General features: G+C 40.6%; 10 protein-coding genes. 2 read left to right on the forward strand and 8 right to left on the reverse strand.

The genetic code is table 11. The features are described 5' to 3' along the window. Nucleotides 1-10: 10 nt before the first annotated feature. The 3 genes from M2408_RS15150 to M2408_RS15160 form a co-directional block, all read right to left on the reverse strand. A complete protein-coding gene (locus tag M2408_RS15150) occupies nt 11-1,654 on the reverse strand; it encodes a RagB/SusD family nutrient uptake outer membrane protein (RefSeq protein ID WP_259183161.1) in 1,644 nt (547 codons plus the stop codon). A gap of 4 nt (nt 1,655-1,658) precedes the next feature. After that, a complete protein-coding gene (locus M2408_RS15155; RefSeq protein ID WP_259183162.1) occupies nt 1,659-4,829 on the reverse strand; it encodes a TonB-dependent receptor in 3,171 nt (1,056 codons plus the stop codon). 180 nt (nt 4,830-5,009) lie between these two features. Next, entirely contained in the window at nt 5,010-6,038 is a 1,029-nt protein-coding gene (locus M2408_RS15160; RefSeq protein ID WP_259183163.1) for a FecR family protein, read from the reverse strand. Between the two features lie 433 nt (nt 6,039-6,471). On the opposite strand from M2408_RS15160, the gene M2408_RS15165 reads away from it, so the two are divergent. Further along, a complete protein-coding gene (locus M2408_RS15165; RefSeq protein WP_259183164.1) occupies nt 6,472-7,068 on the forward strand; it encodes an RNA polymerase sigma factor in 597 nt (198 codons plus the stop codon). 89 nt (nt 7,069-7,157) lie between these two features. On the opposite strand, the gene M2408_RS15170 is transcribed toward M2408_RS15165, so the two are convergent. The 3 genes from M2408_RS15170 to M2408_RS15180 form a co-directional block, all read right to left on the reverse strand. Further along, a complete protein-coding gene (locus tag M2408_RS15170) occupies nt 7,158-7,490 on the reverse strand; it encodes a 2Fe-2S iron-sulfur cluster-binding protein (protein ID WP_259183165.1) in 333 nt (110 codons plus the stop codon). A gap of 149 nt (nt 7,491-7,639) precedes the next feature. Next, the gene (locus tag M2408_RS15175) at nt 7,640-8,542 is read right to left on the reverse strand and encodes a dihydrodipicolinate synthase family protein (protein ID WP_259183166.1); all 903 of its coding nucleotides are present in this window, start codon (nt 8,540-8,542) and stop codon (nt 7,640-7,642) included. A 27-nt stretch (nt 8,543-8,569) separates the two neighbouring features. Next, complete coding sequence (locus M2408_RS15180; protein ID WP_120258890.1) at nt 8,570-9,070, reverse strand: cupin domain-containing protein; 501 nt, start codon at nt 9,068-9,070, stop codon at nt 8,570-8,572. 100 nt (nt 9,071-9,170) lie between these two features. Here M2408_RS15180 and M2408_RS15185 point away from each other — a divergent pair, with 100 nt between their 5' ends. Beyond that, on the forward strand, nt 9,171-10,592 hold the full coding sequence (locus M2408_RS15185; RefSeq protein ID WP_259183167.1) for a PLP-dependent aminotransferase family protein: 1,422 nt from the start codon (nt 9,171-9,173) through the stop codon (nt 10,590-10,592). A gap of 189 nt (nt 10,593-10,781) precedes the next feature. Here the strand turns inward: M2408_RS15185 and M2408_RS15190 are convergent, their stop codons facing one another. Next, a complete protein-coding gene (locus tag M2408_RS15190) occupies nt 10,782-13,073 on the reverse strand; it encodes a PQQ-binding-like beta-propeller repeat protein (RefSeq protein WP_259183168.1) in 2,292 nt (763 codons plus the stop codon). A 246-nt stretch (nt 13,074-13,319) separates the two neighbouring features. After that, nucleotides 13,320-15,134, reverse strand: a complete 1,815-nt coding sequence (locus M2408_RS15195; RefSeq protein ID WP_259183169.1) for a RagB/SusD family nutrient uptake outer membrane protein — start codon at nt 15,132-15,134, stop codon at nt 13,320-13,322. Nucleotides 15,135-15,141: the final 7 nt, after the last annotated feature.

Raw genomic sequence — 15,141 nt, forward strand, 5'->3', positions numbered from 1 at the left:
TTTTATATAATTACCATCCGGGATTTTGTGGAAGTAAATTTTTGTTTCTATCAATTGCATTCTGTGGAATTGGCCACAAATAGTGCTTATTTTTATCAAATACTCTTTTCTGCGCAAGAAAACGCAGTTTGGTCCAATCACCTATCGCATCATTATGATTACTGTTAATTCCCTCCGCTGGTTTGCTCAAAACATCTTCAGCAATTTTCCAACGCAAAATATCAAAATAGCGTTTGTGTTCGGCGACAAATTCATGCCGGCGTTCCTCCCGGATTAATTGTCGCATCGTCGTTTGACTGCCTAGTTCTGCAGCGGTAACAGCGGGGAGTCCTGCTCTTTTTCTAACCTGATCAAGGGTTGTTTTTATTAGCGCGTCTCCAGGCCTGAATTCATTCAGTGCTTCAGCAACGATTAGCAAGGCCTCAGCATACCTATAAATTGGCCAGTTAGCAAAACCTTGATCGGGCTTGGCATATTCAGGTTCATTGAATTTAAGATACATAAAACCGGTGATTCCTCCACCCTCGCTATTGATTTTTTCGCTTTTATTGTAGGCCGGATGCGGCTGATAAGCAACATATTGCCCATTCGGGCGCAACACAGGCACCCCAGGCAACATAAATGTTTTTTTCAACCTCAAGTCACGCTTCTCCCAGGGGTTGACTGGATCATATAGGCTCGACTGCCGGATATCTTTACCATCAGTACAGAGGTAAGAATCTACCAGATCCCGTGTTGGACAAAAACTCGCCCAGCCATTGCCTGTAATCCCAGTCCCTGAAGGCGATGCCAATACAGGCGTCATGTGTGTGATCTTATCCTCTACATATTGACGGGCGAGAATAACCTCAGTTGTATTCGCATTATTGGCTTGTTTAAATACTTCGGCATAATCGTCAACCAAAGAATAACCCATTTTTTGTACCTCAGCTGCAGCCTCATAAGCCTGCTGCCAAAGCGTTGCGGCCGATCCATTTTCATGAAACTGTTTGATGCTCGCCTGATATAAAGAGATATTTGCTTTCAGCAAATAAGCTGCGGCCTTATTTATTCGTCCCAGGTCCGCTCCGGTAAATCTTGCTGGTAGATGATCAATGGCAAACTGGGCATTTTCCAATGCATAAGCTAAGACTTCCTCTTTATTGGTCCTTGGTAAGGAACTTTCGTCGATTGGAACTGGACTCTCTTTGATCAATGGGATATTCCCAAAGTGCTGTACCATACGAAGGTATTTCATGCCTAATACAAAACGCGCCTCAGCTTCAAAGCGATCTTTCTTGCTCTGATCAATAGTCATTCCCCGTAGCCGTTCCAAAAAATACAAGCATTTACGAACATCGTCATAGCGCCATTCCTCAGCGATATAACCTGTCGCTGCGTTTTGGTTCCCCATACTGATATAACCTAGACCTCCTTCACCCCATGCATTTGTCATTGCTGAATTATCACTCTGACAATCCCGCCAAAAATCCCGAGCAGTTGGTAAAGCGGTATAAACAGCATTCAATCCGACCAATGCATCATTTTCGGTTTTCCAATAGGTCGTTTCCGAGGCCTCTGACAACGGGTCTCTTTCAATAAATTTCTCACAGGCGGCAGTACCAACAAGAATAGCTAAACAAACAGCCGATCTAAGTATATATTTGTTAAACATTGTATTAAAATTTAAGATTTACACCAAAAGAAAATGTCCTCGAAATAGGGTAATAGGATCCTTCAGGATCAAATCCCTTGTAATCCGTAATCGTAGCTAAGTTTTGTGCAGACAAAAAGGCACGCAGCCCTGCAATTTTCAAGCTCGAAAGTAAAGTAGCCGGAAACGTATAGCCAATTTGTGCATTCTGAATCTTTAGATAGTTGGCCTTTCGTAGCCAATAATCGGAATATTGCGTATCGTTTGATGTGTATTGTAAAGAGAGCCGAGGATAGCTTGCATTGGGGTTTTCCGGAGTCCAGTTGTCCATGTGCATAGGACGGGCATTCTGTGTCAGGAAAAAGGCCCAGCCTTCATAGCCACTGATATATCGCGTATTCTGCAAGGCACCGTACATATTGACCGATATATCCAAATTTTTCCAACCCAATCCCAAATTCAGTCCATAACGTATGACAGGTTTATCGCGCAATATCACACGGTCGTCTCCATTGATGACACCATTTCCATCCTGATCTTTGTATTTAATATTTCCCGGAAAAATATTTGCCCCCTGTGACGCACTATTGGCAATTTCCGCTTCAGATTGGAACAACCCCTCGGCTTGATAGCCGTAAGGAAGATTATAAGTATATCCTATATCCGTAAAGGTTTGGCTTCCAATCCATGGGCCTGTCCCCGCGAGATTCTTAACTTTATTTTTAGAAAAAGAAGCGTTAGCATCGACGGACCAGTACCAATCATTTTTGCGATCATTATATCCGACCTGAAACTCCATTCCCTGACTCCGCAAACTCAGCAAATTGGCCAAGGGTCCGGCTAAGCCAAACTCTGTAGGTACGGGCGGTGCATATAAGATATTATCGCGATTATTGATAAAATACTCCGCGGTTATATTCACTTTGTTGAATAGACCCAAATCAACAGCTAAGTTGCTCTGTTTGGACTCTTCCCAGCTAATATTTGGATTGATCGAGACATTGTTCCAAGCACCGGGTACCACAACGCCATTGAATCCATACATGGCCGGATCATAAGTTAATACGGCAGCAGTAGCATAATATCCTACCTTTTCGGCATCACCCAAAATTCCCCAAGATCCTCTCAATTTTAAAGTGCTCAGGAAATCAGCATGAAAGAAATCTTCCTGATGAATATTCCACCCTGCAGAAAACGATGGAAATACACCCCAACGATGTCCTTTTGCAAACCGTGACGATCCGTCAGCTCGAACATTGGCCTGGAATAGATATTTCCCTTTATAATCATAATTCAATCGCGAGAAGTAAGATTGGATAGCCACATCGCTGGCATCCCCTGTCGAAATCATATTGGTCTGGGCTCCGCTATTTAGCACATCAATGTTCGGAAAAGGCAAATTGTCCCGAAATGCTGTAAAACCTGAAGTATTAAAATACTCCTGCGAATATCCGCCTAGCAATTTGAAGTGATGATCACCGAAATCCTTTTTGTAGGTACCTGTAAATTGTAGCATATTACGGTAATTGTTGCTCGCTCCATCAGTTAAATTTGTGACCCGATTTTGAACAGAAACTACATTTCCAGCATCATCATATAAATTGTAACTCAAGACACGGTTTTTACTCCAGTTATCAAACGTATAACGGGAAAAATTTCCTTTAAGCTCCAAATCTTCTATCGGTTTATAGGTCAGTTCGAAAATACCCAATAGCTCCTTGTATTTTTGTCGATTGACCCCAGATTGGTAAACTCCCGCAATGGGGTTGTTAACCATCGAAGAACCTGGACCATACTGTCCCAGTTGATTTTGTACAGAATAAATAGGTGCAACACGCGTGGCTTGTGTCTGCCAAATTTCTGTTCCGCCCTGAGGAGCATCAATATAGGTTTCAGTATATTGAATATTTGCCCGCGCATCAATCTTTTCGGAGATATGAAATGTCATATCTGGCTTTAAAATAATACGGTTATATTTGTTGTTGGGCAATGTTCCGTTTTGGAAATCGTGTGAAGCCGAAAATCTATATTTTACGCGTTCGTTGTTGCCGGAAAGCGACAAATAATTATTATTAATAATTCTGTTTTTCTTATAAATCTCTTCGTACCATTTAACATTGGCATATTTTCCATCGTGTAAATCTTGCAAACCTTTTTCTCCATACAATACAGCTTTTCCATCATTTACAAGTCCTTGATCCCACAACTTCATAAAATCTTCTGAGCCTACGAAATCAATATGTTGCTGCGGTGACTGAATACCTATTCCTGTATTGACTTCAATAGACAGTTTATCAAATGCCTGGCCACTTTTAGTGGTGACTAAGATTACACCATTTGCCGCACGAGACCCATATATTGAAGCAGATGAAGCGTCTTTTAAAATCGAAACACTCTCGATATCATTAGAGTTTAGCGTATTGATATTACCCGGTACTCCGTCGATGAGTACCAATGCTCCTGAGCTGCCACCAATTGTTGATGTTCCACGGATGTTAATTGAGGCCCCACTGCCTACAGCACCACTCCCCTTACTCACATTGACACCGGGAATTGTTCCGGCCAAAAGCTCCTGAACGTTTGTAACCGGCCTTGACTTTAAAGATTTGCCAACATCCACTACACCTACTGACCCTGTCAAATCAGCTTTCTTTTGTGTACCGTACCCGACAACGATAACCTCGTCCAAATTGGTAATAGCCGTAATGAGTTGTACAGTCATTGGTGCATCAGAATTAATTTCTCGACTAACAGCCTGATACCCCAAAAGATTGAACTGTAAAGTACTTCCAATGGCTGCTTCTATGTTAAACTTCCCCTCAGCATCCGTTCTAACTGCTGTTGTTCCCTTTAAAACTTTTACTGTAACGCCTGTCAACGGCTTTCCATCTTTATCAGTTACAGTCCCATTAATATATTGCTGATTTATAAAATTCTGCTTACTTAAGGAGGTTCTCTCTATGGTATTACTGGTCGATTGCTCAAATTTTTCGATAACATATTGTTTGTCCGAGATCTTGACCATCCGAAGATTAGCTCTCGCCAAAATTTTAGGTAGCGAGGACAATTTCACAGTCAAGGGATCTATTTCGCTAATCGCCAACTTTTCAATAAGGACATCTGCATAGGCAAAATAAATTTTCTCCTGTTTGGAAACAATCTGTAAAATTTCAGGAACACGCAGTGATCGAAGCACTATTTTGTCAATTCGTTGTTGCTCAAAAGACAGTTCTGCAGCATTCGTATTCCAATAAATCTCCGAGGCTAAGGCACCGTCGATCAGCGAAAATCATGACAGACCAATCCCAGCCCAGGCGAGTTGCCGAATCCATTTGTTTTTCATAATGTAGGGGGTATTTAGATTATAATTTTTTGTTTATTCGCTCGTTTTGATTTCGAAGTGGTCTTTTTCCTCTGAAATATTAACCTTATACAAGTTGCCTATTGATCTCAATACAATTTCCTGTTCTGAGACATCTATCTTGCCACTCACTGTGGCCTTCATCATACTTGAAGGAAGCCTGCCAACCACTTTCTTTCTGTAGGTTAATTCCATCCAAATAATGATTTCATTTAAAGTAGTTTTATCCAAATCGAGTATACCTGTCTGCCAACTATTTACCAAACCAGATCGTATCGGCAGTCGCTTCAATATACCCCGGTCTACGTTTACAACTTCACCTGGTTTCATAATCATATTACCGCTTCCGTAACCTGCCCGCACACTTCCCTCATCAAGGGCCACTAATTTCGTTATAGGTGTATTGATAACATTAAAACGAGTGCCTAATACTTCTACTTTTAGACCATCATGTTCAACAATAAAAGGTTTTTTTTTGCCATGCTCCATTCGCTTTGTCACATGCAAATAACCTTCTCCAGTCAGATCCAGTCTTCTACCAAATTCATCTTCATGATATACAGCGGTACTGTTTTTATTGAGCCAAAGTGTGGTTCCATCCGGCAAGGTGATTTCTTTTTTATAGCTTGTACTGCTGTATTTTTCACCCGAAGGTATCGTGGCCCGTTGGAAATAAATCCATAAGCCAAGTGCACTCACACAGATAAAAATCGCTGCATACTGTAGCCATCGCATCAAACTTTGTTTTCCCAAATTACGATCAGGTTTTGAGCTTTCGCTAGTATCTAAATGCGCGACAACACCTTCCCAAACTTCTGAGCGATAGGTTTCATTGAAAGTTACCGTGGATTCATAATATTTTAACTCGTAAAGCTTTCTAGCCACGAGATTCACCTCTTGATACCTCGGATACTCATCAAACCAAAGTTGCCATTGCGCATCGTCAACCAAAGCTTGTTGCGCAATTAATTGCAAAAAGGAAGGTTCTCGGAACAACTCTTCTAAAAGCTGATCGCCGCCAAACATATCTGTGTTAGTTGTCATGTATCAATAATTCGGTTTACTTAATTTAAAGACACCATTTTTTAATTCTGTCACCCAAGAAAAATTAAGAAAAACTATAAAACACTGTAAATGAGATATATTTATTTAAATTTAAATCTCATTTCAGAAAAAACATAGCCGTGCCTAATGTCAAATTGAGTTGTTCCTATTGATATCGACGGCTAAATGCAGGACCTCTATAACGAACAGCGACAGCTATTTTTATCTCATTTGACGAATTGTTTTTTTCGGATAAAAGATACATTCTCGATGAGGATCATTTATAAATCTTCTTTTTTGCAAAAATTTTATTTTCGTTTCAACTTCTGTTTCAGGTTACAAATGATGCTCTCGAAAAAGTAAAAATAAAGGCTGTAAATCCAAGCGATATACCTGTATATTTGTCTCATTACTAATAGCTAGTCATATAACGATGCAAAATGAAAACACATTAGAAATTGAATGGGAGAAGTTTCTGAAGGGAGATAGAAGCTCTTTTGAGAAAATTTATAATTCTAATTTCAAAAGTTTATTTCTATATGCCCTTCGCTTTTCGAAAGATGATGACTTAATTAAAGATGTAATACAAAATGTTTTTATCAACTTTTGGGAAAAACGGAATTATATTAGAGAGATGAAGAACGTGGCGGTGTACCTACACCGATCTGTTCGCAACGAGCTTTTAAATCGGAAAAGACAGGAGGATAAGCATGCTTTTGACGTTTTGGATGAACAGGTTTACTCGTTTGATTTCGAACTTCCGCTTGAGGCCAGAATTATAAAAAAGGAAGAATTAAAGGAAACGCGCCAACGCCTAAAACATGCATTAGAAAATATTACTGATCGGCAAAAAGAAATATTGTATCTGAAATATGTCAAAGGCATGACTTTCGAAGAGATATCTGACACAATCGGCATCACAGTTAAGGCTTCTTATAAGCTTCATGCTCGAGCAATCAGCTCCATTCGACAAAATTTCGGCAACAACCGTTATTCCATTGCTTTCCTAATATCGCTGTATTTCTCTTGATAACAGTAAAGACAATATCTGCTTGGATAGCGACCTGAGATGTCGGATAGTAGCTCAGATACAACCAACTTAAAAACCATCTATTATAGCTAAAATTCGTCGTAGTTTATCTTTATTGTGTTACTTACAGGCGCCGCTACGCAAGTTAAAATTAAACCTTGCTGTAGGTGAGCTTCTGACAAAATAAAATTTCGTCTCAAACGCACTTCCCCCTCCTCTAGCTTGCACACACAAGTCCCACAATTACCACGGCAGCAGCTATGTGGTGCAGCAATCCCTGCATCGAGGATAGCATCAAGCAAGGATATTTTCCTGTCCCAGCGGATCTTGCCGATAGTTCCATTCAAGGTTAATGAAACTAATACACAATCCGATGGTTCGGCATCAGTTTCGGTAGTTTTTGATTCTTCGTCCAGATTCATACTTTTTCACTTATAAAATTACAACAAGTTCGGTTTACAAAGCCCGAACGCTCGCAGCGTTTCGGGCTTTAAAAATCATTATTTTAAATCTTCAATAGATGTCCTAAAGCCAATATGTTATACATTTTCATTAGCTCCGTTTTTCTGCTCTATTGATATTGGTATTCTTCACTTTTTACTGAGGCGAGTATCGTTTCTAATGTTGCGATATCATAATCACTGAGCGGCCCCAAAGGACTTTTAAAACCACCACCGCCTATTCCCAAAATATCTAATCCGGCCTTAATGGAACGCGGCAACCCTTTTGCTACGATGAATTTGAGTAGGTCAACCTGTTGATAGAAGAGCTTTCTTGCCTTTTCCAAATTATTCACTTGAATTGCCTCGTACAATGCTATATTCAATTCGGGGATAAGGTTAGGAGCCGCAGTACACCAACCGGCTGCTCCGGCCGTAAAAGCAGCTAATGCTAACGGATTGGAACCGTTGAAAAAGGCAACTTCCTCTCCCAATTCTTTCCTTAAATAATGCATGCGCTGAATGTCCCCTGTACTCTCTTTGATCATGGTCACATTGGGAATTTCGAGCAGGCGTTTCAGCAATGTTGGCGACATATCAACCCCGCCTGTTGCGGGATTATTGTATGCCATTATTGGGATAGAAATTTTGGATGCCACGGCATCGTAATGCCTTACTATTTCATCGTCGGTCAATTTCCAATAACTCATCGGTATAATCATCACGGCAGTCGCGCCAGCTTTTTCTGCAAACTGTGCATGGTAAATGGTCTTTTCCGTAGTCAGATTGGAAACGCCGACTAACGTAGGGACACGCCCTGATACCTGCTTCATGGTGGCTTCAGCAATAGCTTCTTTCTCTGCGTCATTCAAATAAGGCAGTACGCCTGTACTCCCTAATGGCGCAATCCCATGTGAACCCGCAGCAACTAAACGTTCAACCTGCTTTTTAAACAAAGGGATATCCACGACCTCATTGTCGTCGAATGGCGTAACAGGATAAGCGATTATCCCTTTAAATGGTACATTATCCATATGGTTTCTATTTTAATGTATGCTGAACTAAAAATCTCTTCCTTCTTCTTCGCGCAAGGCAACCCCTAGGTTTTGCAGTTGTGGCGCATTTTCACAAGCGATGTATTTTGCACTTTCGGTATCACTGGTGTTTTGGTGTTGATGCCAAGCCCAGGACGGAATATAAACGGCATCGCCGGCTTCCCATTCTACAATTTCATCCTCCACTTTGGTCCAACCTTTGCCCTCGATCACATACAGGACAGTCTCATAGGTATGGCGATGTAGATGCGTTTTTTGTCCGGGTAATAGTCCTCCGATCGTCAAACTGACATTTTTGCTTGGTAAGTCTACAAAGAAAACGGGATGCTTTCTTTCTGCTGAGAATTGATTGTGTACCCCAGCGTTTTCAACATTCTTATGGATAACATGTGAAGGTCTTACATAGGTAGGTCTTGCAAAGGTCTGATGAAAATCTTTAGAACTAAATTGCTTTTGTTCTGCATGAATTGATTTTTTTACTTCTGTTGATGCTTCTAATTTTGACATAACTTTAAAAATTTAATGTTCATTGCATTATTGCATAACAAAAATATGCTAACTTTGGACTAGCGTTATGATACAGTTTTTATAAAAAGAAATAGTCCAGATGTTACGAGAGTGGGAATTTCAAATTCAATTAGATGAACAATCAGATAAGGCCATTTATCTACAGATTGCCGATGCCATCATAAACGATATTCATTCCGGCCGATTAAAGGCGGGTGATGCTTTGCCGGGCAGTAGAAATCTGGCGCAGCGACTGAAAGTCAATAGAAATACCATAGTAGAAGCATTGAGTGTACTATTGATAGAAGGTTGGCTTGTTTCCAGAGAGCGGCAAGGCACATTCGTTGCTTCGACCTTGCCAGATTTTAAGGAAACGCAGACTACAGCGCCAATCGCTGAAGCAACAAATGATGCCACGAGTGGATCTACTCAACTGCAAATTGATGATGGATACCCCAACAGCAAAATTGCACCTGTTAATGAATTAGCTCGGGCATACCGTCAAATTTTCAACCAAAAAGCGAAGTGGCAATTAATGGGCTACAGTAGCGAATTCGGGAATCTAGAATTTAGAAAGGCTGTGGTCCAGATGCTCAATCATCAACGGGGAATGCGGGTGAATGAACAACATATCTGCATCACAAGGGGGAGCCAAATGGCCATGTATCTTGCAGCTCAATGCTTACTTTCAAAAGGAGATTATGTGATCATTGAAAATCCCGGATATAAACCCGCTTGGGAGGCCTTTGACCAAAGCGGAGCTAAGTTGTTACCTGCGGGGGTAGATAACGAAGGTGTGATAATCGAGGATATAATAGCGCTTCTGAAATTGCACAAAAACATAAAAGTTATTTATGTGACACCCCACCGCCAATACCCAACTACGGTCACAATGAGCCTAAAAAGAAGACTGGAACTGATCAAACTTTCCAATGAATATGGATTTACTATTATTGAAGATGATTATGACAATGAATTTCATTTTGGTTATCGCCCCATTCTTCCGCTGTCAAGTTTTACGGAGCTTAAAAATTACGTGTATATCGGTACCATGAGCAAGGTCGTAGCTCCGGCGTTACGTATCGGTTATATAGCAAGTAATGATTGTACTTTGATCAACAAAGTCGCTCGTTTGCGCAAGATTATCGATGTGCAAGGAGACAGTATTATGGAACAGGCTGTTTTGCAATTGATCAAGGATGGCACCATAAAACGTCATATAAAAAAAGCAACAAATTATTATAAGACAAAAAGGGATATTACCGAAATATTACTACAAAAACACCTTGGAAATAAAGTATCTTACCTTATCCCCGAGGGTGGGCTTGCCTATTGGATCGTGCCTAAAAAGCAGGTCGACTGGGCACTGATTTCGGAAAAACTCAATATGAAAGGTTTCAGCATGATCACACCAGAGAGCTACAGCTTTGACAAAATAATGAATGGTATGAGATTGGGATACGCATCGCTGTCTGATCAAGAATTGGAGGATTTTATCAGCGCTTTGGCGGACTTGTTTTAATAAACAGTACGGTCGATGTTTAGCGTATGTCTATCCCGAGCTTTATTTCAGTAAAATAAGTTGGAGAACTGGGAATTTTAAGTTCTCTATTAAGCTGGGCAATATAAAGGTGAGTTGCCCAGCTAATTTTAAGATAATATTATCAAACTATTCCACCTTAGTCTAATTGTGGCCTATATTCCAAGTAATTTATTTTGTTGTTGTCGTTATATTAAAACAATAGACATTACCCGCAAAGTCCGCAACATAGACTTCATTTCCATGAATGGAGACTTCGGCTAATATCGGTGTGCCCAGATTAACCTTTTGCACCAAAGTTCCATCTAAATTTAACACATATAGATAGCCGTCTGATCCACCGAAAAACAACTTTCCAGCCGCATAGCGGACACTGGATTCGACAGTTGCAACTTTCTTATGAAGATCAGGAGTTGAATAAGCAGAGCTGTAAATAAGGGCCTCTTCAGTCTGGAAACTCCATTTTTCGGTTAATGTATTACGATCAAATGCTTTTATCCCATTAGTCGCTGTGGGCATGATCACCAGTTCCTCTGTTAATAAGGGTGAGGCCATAACTTTAAAATCATCATCAGTTTGGCTTTTAGTTAACACAGTGCCCTTCTTTTGATCCAATCTAAAAAGATTGTTCAGCCCGGCTACATAAAGCGAATTTTCATCTGCACTGGCTCCTCCTGTTCTAAATCGCAAACCATCTTCATTTTTCTTCCATAGGAGTTTTCCTGTCTTACAATCGTGAACAAATAAGGCATTCCAATTTGCACCAGTAATTAAGTATCCGTTGGTGATCAGTAGCTCTCCAGGCATCCCTTCACCACCATTCCAGTCACTATTCTGCCATACTGTTTTCCCATCTTCGACTTTTATTGCTGACAGATAATTACCTGCGCCAGTATAATAAATACCATCGCGAACAACTCCAGCACTTACGTATCCTGGAAGCCGTCCCCCACTGAGATCCTTCTTCCAAACGAGTTTGCCCTCTTTTTCATCGATTGCATACACCGTACCTCCCATATCTGTAGCCAATACCAAACCATTGCTATAGGCCAACTTCTGCTTGACGGAGTTCTGGGTATGGAAAGTCCAGATGGTTTCCCCCGATTGGGCTTTTAATGCCTGAATTTTACTTTTACCACCAATGGCATCATCGATACTGGCCACATATACCCGCTGCCCCTGTACCAGAGGTGAACTCTTCCAAATATTCGCTCCAATATTTTTTGACCAAGCCAATTGAAGAAAAGCGGAAGAAGTGGGTTCGTTATGCCAAGCAAATTTCTTAAGCGCCTGTGTACTGTCGCCATAATTTACTTCCAGCATAATATCATACTGCTGATCGGTACGGCGTGGAACTGTAAAATTTCCACGCCAGTTCCAGTCGCTAACGGATTTCAATTTAGCCGTTTTTATCGCAGTTCCAAATTTATTTAATAGTGTTGCATACACAGAAATAACATTCTTTTCCGTATGATACACACTTGTGCTAATTTCTATTTCTTTTCTGTTTGAAATCTGCATTTGCTTACTTTGTGGATAAATTAACGCGATGTGATCTGACAAATAAGGATACTTTGGCGTTATTTTGCTAACCCCCTTTTTATCCACATCAATAAGCAGGAATTGAGCTGCAGAATTATCTATTCCTCCTTTATTAGGAGCATTTGTGGATATAACCGCAACTCCATCTCTGCTGCCAAAACTATAATTATTATGCCAATGGCCATACAGGTATGCTTTTAGATTATACTGCTTCAAATCTATAGAATCGGTTTTTCCTCTCATCACGAAATCCTTTCCGACAAGCAGGTCGTGGTTAATAAAAATGAGCGGTTTATCTTTTGTTTTTAGAGCGAGATCTTTTTTCAACCAAGCGATTACTTGATCCTGACTATAGCTGGGTGCATAATCACCGCCAGGCATGGGCGTAACCACAAAGTGTGCTGGTCCTGCCTCAAATGAATAGTAGACCGGTCCAAATAAATCCTCAAATAGTTTTTCACCATACTCACCTTTGACAAGGTCATGATTGCCTACTGTATAATAGGTCGGAACACCCATCAGTTCCGTATTTACCTGTCGGGCATGAAACTGCATCCCTGGCTCGTAGCAGATGTCGCCCGTATGCATAATCAGTGTAGCATTTTGTTGCTGCGAAAACTTACGAATATTGTCTATCCATTTCCCATATAATGGCGTTTCGGTATCTGTAATCTGAATAAACCGAAGCTTATCCGCCTCTTGCTTTTCATCTTGGATTAAACCGAAATCATAATTTTCTAGTTTTGGATCAATCTTAATATAATGAGTTCCACTTGCTTTATAACCAGCTGGAACACGCACAAAGAGAAATCTGGCTTTATCATTCTTTTTTAGGTTAAAGCTTCCATCTTCAGCAGTTTTTACAACCTCGTAACCATCGGATAATACAATATCTTTCATTCCTTTTTCAGCGTTTTCCATCTTTTTGTTGTTATCAAGATCCAAAAAGATATGCCCCCGATATTGAGCGTAAATTGCATTACTACATAGTAGTAGCAGTGATAGTATAAATTTATGTGTAGAACATTTCATATAAAAACTCTAATTGCAAATAAAGATAGGGTGCCATCCATCGATTGGAGTACCCTATCTTTAACCTTAAAATTTGTAAAAAATAACTCTTTTAATTTAGTCTTTTAGCATATTATCTAGCATAAAACCAATTCCTTACCAAAAGTTTGTCTGTACCAACTTACTACCATCCAGAACCATCTGACTATTAGCAACCGGATAATAGTAATACTTCGGTTTTTCAAATGTCTTCTTCTTATCTCTGGCTACAGTGAACATTATATGTCCATTGTTCCCATTTTCAAGATAAATTGACGTATTATTACCATTGGCATCTTTTAAATAATACAGGGAAATGTTCTTCTTTTCCTCTTCTGTCAAGTCTTTAATCGGATCGGTATCCTTTGCTGATTCAAGTATTGCGATATCTATTTTACCATCTCCGGTTACGTCCATTGGTCCCAATGCTTTTACATACATCCCTTGTTGTTGATCGGCCAGACGTTCGCCAACTTCCCATCTAAAAATGTCTCTATAGCGTTGACCTTCACAAGCGAGTTCAACACGTCTTTCTCTCCGTATTTCTAGGATAAGCCCCACATTGCCTCCTTTCACATTTGAATAGTAAGCTTGCAATTTCGGATCCACATTGGCATTTACCTGGCCCAGCTGCATGCTTGGCATCCCCACACGTTGACGTAGCAGGTTGACCGATTTGTCAAGATCAGCCTGGCTCGTGAGGATTCCCAGCTCCGCTTTGGCCTCCGCGAAGATTAACAGGATTTCGGCATAACGAAATACAAATGCATCTGTATAGGCTGCCTCCCAACTGATCATATCTGCTATTTCGGGATAGAATTTGATCTGATTGTACCCTCCGAGTGTTGGTTTGAGTCGCTGTGGGGTTGCAGCATTGACTGACTGAAACCCAGGCTTCATAAAAGTCTGCTCAAGGCGCGGGTCTCGGTTTACAAAAATTTGGTCTATATTCTTCGTTTTATAATCCACTTGGTCCGTAAAACGCTTTCCGTCTTTCATCAGATAGTTTTCCATCAGCGTTTGGCTCAGAGCCCATTCATAATCCAATACCGTATGTGCATTACGTCTTCTTCCTAAATCCTTATCGTAATCAATAAATAGGATGGTCTCAGGATTCGCCTGCAGGTTAAGACTTATAAATAGATCCCGATAAGCACGGTTAACACCACCAGCATTACTGATTGAAAACTTATTTGACTTCATAATCTCCTCAGTAGCAGAAACCGCTCTTTGCAGAAAAGTATTGGCCGATCCGCTCAGATTCAAATAAGAGTGATATTTACGGAAAGTTCCTTCTTGCAAGGCAAACTGTGCTAATTGCGCCAAAGCTCCCCACTTCGTAACTGTCGACTTGTGCCCATCAGGTTTGATATTGGCAGCGGCAAATTCGAGATCAGCCATGATTGAATCGACAACAAGCGACCGGCTGTCTTGTTTTTTGTGCAATAGTTCAATATCTGATGTTCCCATGGTCTGACTATACCAGGGAACATCACTGTATTGGTTGACCTTATCGATATAAAACCGTGCACGAAAAAACTTTGCAATGCCGATGTAATGGTTCACATCGGCGGCACTAGCCCCCTTCACACGCCCAGCATTTTCAAGAAAGAAATTAATATTTCTCAATGCTGACCAACTCCACACTGCTGCATTCTGCGCGCTCACGCCACCACGCATGATCTCATCAATCGTACTTCCAGAATTGTAATGTGCCAGATTATCTGTCCCAAGATCCGCTATCGGCGCACTCAAACTACCGTAGAAACCATCGGTATAAGTTTTAAGATCGTTTACATTGCTAAAAAACACTTCCGGTGTAACCGATGTCGTGGGATACCTATCCATGAAATCATCGTTACAGCTCATGATCAGGAACAAGGCCCCCAGCAACGCTCCAATCTTGATAATTTGTCTTTTTATATTTTGCATGATAATA

Origin of the sequence: Sphingobacterium sp. BIGb0165 (assembly GCF_024810095.1) — a bacterium.
In the GTDB taxonomy this organism is placed as follows: Bacteria; Bacteroidota; Bacteroidia; order Sphingobacteriales; family Sphingobacteriaceae; genus Sphingobacterium; species Sphingobacterium detergens.